Source organism: Microseira sp. BLCC-F43, assembly GCF_041929235.1.
In the GTDB taxonomy this organism is placed as follows: Bacteria; Cyanobacteriota; Cyanobacteriia; order Cyanobacteriales; family Aerosakkonemataceae; genus Microseira.
The window spans coordinates 1-2687 of record NZ_JBHFNP010000113.1 but is presented as its reverse complement, the minus strand read 5'-3'; the positions used below and the strand labels follow the sequence as shown (position 1 = coordinate 2687).

The window sequence follows — 2687 nt, the reverse complement described above, 5'->3', positions numbered from 1 at the left end:
AATATAAACCACATCCCAGAAAATGCCAAAAAGTGCGACATATCCCAATACCCAGAAATAAACTAAACCTGCACCAGAGCCAATATATCCTAGATAAAAAGGCAGCGTTACGAGTCCTCCTACTGTAGCGAGGAGTAACAAGCGAGTTTGCCAGCGACCAAACAAAGTAGGTGTCATTTTTATCTCCAATTGACTTAGTTTATCTATTTCGTATCTCGTTCCCAGGTTCAACCTGGGAACGCAAACATAGAGGGCTGCTGCCTCTGGGGAAAGGCGAGGCAGAGCCTCGGTGTTGGCGTTCCTTGGCAGGAGCCAAGGAACGAGGCAATAGAGGGCTGCTGCCTCTAGGGAAGGGCGAGGCAGAGCCTCGGTGTTGGCGTACCGGGTTGATTTCATGGCAATCGATTCATCGCCCATTTTAACCACTGTGACAAAGAACTAATCGGATTTAATCGGCGCAATCCTATTCCCCGTTTTGCCGCAAGGCTATCAACTGCAACTAGAGCCACATATTGCAAACCTAAAAAACTATCAACCGCTGCATTTGGGCCACCCAAAGTAATCACACCAGCGGCATACATTCGACCTACTTTCCGCCTGGGACGAAACAAAGCGAATCTTTTTTTCGGTGGTTCGGGGGCGGGATTTTGCATATCGATGATTTCAAAATCATTGCCCACGAGGAAACGCTTCCAAGGGTTGAGGGGAAGGTGATAATGTTCGACCATATCTTTCAGCAACGGTGTTTCCAGAACGCTGGCATTAAGTCCGGTGGAATCGATAATAAAGTCGGTTTCTAGGCGCGTTTGTCCTTTAAAGTCTTTCGTCTGAATGTAGGTAACAAGACCATTCGGTTCCCGTTCGACTTTTTCCACTTCTCCGAATTCAATTTTGTACCAACCTTCTTTCAATCCTTCATCTATTATCCGCTTCCAATCTTTGCGTTCTGCCGTGGTAGTTCCGCCCCAATCTGTCGTTAAACGGATGCGTTGTTCTGGGTCAGCTTTTTCTAAGATGGCACGCTGTTCGCCCGTCCAACAGCCTTTAGGCCAATTAAACGGTTGAAATTCGTTTGATCAAAGGCAGCCTGACTCAGCCTGCCCATTGGCCTCAAAAGCAATACCGCAACGCAGTTGCGGTGAGCAGTTACAGTGGTTTAAACTAAACTGAGAGGTCAAAAGTAGAAAATGGCTACCATATATCAAAAAACAGCAGTTGCTACGGCTGGAGCGCTGTTTATCGGTTTTGGAATAGTTGAAACAGCAGACGCATTTCTTCTCACTCCCCTAGATTCCTCTATCGAGTTAGGGGCTAAATCTGAAGCTGACGGTGTAGTTGCTAATGACTCAGCTTTTGACAGTCAGTCTGGCACAGTAAACCTATTAAGTGCGTCAGTCAAAGCCTTGGCTACCTCCAGTAACAAGAGCGTAACAACTACGGCAGAAGCAACAGCCGAGTGGTTCAATAACTCTCAAGGCTCAATAAATTTTTCCAACATAGGCTGGGACATTGAAGGACCTGTCAGTGGTTCAACTGTAGCAGGCGCAAATTGGTTTTACAGCTTTACTGCCAATGAAAACGGAACCTTCATTCTTGACTTTAACGTCACAGGCTTCAGCACATCTTCTTTGGGTACGTTTGGCTTGAATGGCTGGATTTTTGAATGGTCTGGATTAGGGGGAAATGAGGAAATTGGAGATTCTACCAATGCTTTTCCCAATTTTCCTATATTGGGAACAATTAAGCGGACGGTTGAAACTAGCTTAACTTACACCGTCGGATTACGCGATCGCGGGGCAAATATTGCAAGTACTGCACTGATTGGGGCATCAGGTGTTGGCAGCAGTAAAAGAAGTGGTATTTTTGAATGGAGAATAAACGCTGCACCTAAACCTGCCTCAATTCCTGAGCCTCCTTCCACTTTAGGCATTCTAGCTCTTGGTGCTTTAGGCACAAGTTTGTTAATACAGCGGATTGCAAGCTCGTCTAGGTACAGCAATTTTCGCGCCTTTTGTGTAGCGGCACCCTTAAGGGTGCCGCTACACAAACCAAGGTGTACCTCATCCGACTGCAATCCGCTATAAAGCAGAAGACCTGACGGGGTGACAAGCCGCCCAAAAGCAGCCAATCCGCAATGGTTTGAGGGAGGTTCTCTCAAAAAAGATGGCTGATAATTGACAGGCTTGTTGAGAGTAAGTGATTGATTGAGAATGATAATCAGCTCGGTCATCAGGGTGGGGAAGTATAGGGGGAAGACTCCTGAGTTAGGGCAAGAGTGACGGGAACCTGTAACTCTTGCCATGCAAGGGTGTCACCATTCTGGCGATCGCGAAAGCCCGTCGCAGGCATCGCCAAAGTACAAGAAATAGTGTTCTTAGTTAAAATCATGGCATTTTGAGAGAAATAATCAGGGTAAAGTTCCCTATTCCCCATTCCCAACCCCCACTAAAAGACTCCCGTCAGGAAGCCCTAGCTAGACAGTTTGAGGAGAAACATGGCTCTTAATCCCCGTTGAAAATAATTGATTTTTTGGGGAGAAAGAGCCATTTATGGCTCCCAGGTGTTACAGGACTGGGAATTTATCTGTTAGGAGTGAATATGCCAGCTGCCTTTTGGTCACCACGGTACATTGCTCCATTTGTCGTGCTGGTATTTGCAGGTGTATTTTCCAGCGTACATCTGCTGAA

General features: G+C 46.5%; 3 protein-coding genes and 1 pseudogene. 1 reads left to right on the top strand and 3 read right to left on the bottom strand.

The genetic code is table 11. The features are described 5' to 3' along the window. Positions 1-396: pseudogene (locus tag ACE1CM_RS16525) on the bottom strand (hypothetical protein); the annotation flags it as partial. Then, the gene (locus ACE1CM_RS16520) at positions 393-911 is read right to left on the bottom strand and encodes a hypothetical protein (RefSeq protein WP_374878602.1); all 519 of its coding nucleotides are present in this window, start codon (positions 909-911) and stop codon (positions 393-395) included. The gene ACE1CM_RS16520 and the pseudogene ACE1CM_RS16525, both read right to left, overlap by 4 nt. Before the next feature lie 276 nt (positions 912-1187). On the opposite strand from ACE1CM_RS16520, the gene ACE1CM_RS16515 reads away from it, so the two are divergent. Next, a complete protein-coding gene (locus ACE1CM_RS16515; RefSeq protein WP_374878601.1) occupies positions 1188-2084 on the top strand; it encodes a hypothetical protein in 897 nt (298 codons plus the stop codon). A 145-nt stretch (positions 2085-2229) separates the two neighbouring features. On the opposite strand, the gene ACE1CM_RS16510 is transcribed toward ACE1CM_RS16515, so the two are convergent. Continuing rightward, entirely contained in the window at positions 2230-2388 is a 159-nt protein-coding gene (locus ACE1CM_RS16510) for a hypothetical protein (RefSeq protein WP_374878600.1), read from the bottom strand. Positions 2389-2687 lie beyond the last annotated feature (299 nt).

Excerpts from the sequence above, each read along its gene's own strand:
- ACE1CM_RS16515 (WP_374878601.1), top strand. The coding sequence starts at position 1,188 with ATGGCTACCATATATCAAAAAACAGCAGTTGCTACGGCTGGAGCGCTG.
- ACE1CM_RS16510 (WP_374878600.1), bottom strand. The coding sequence starts at position 2,388 with ATGATTTTAACTAAGAACACTATTTCTTGTACTTTGGCGATGCCTGCG.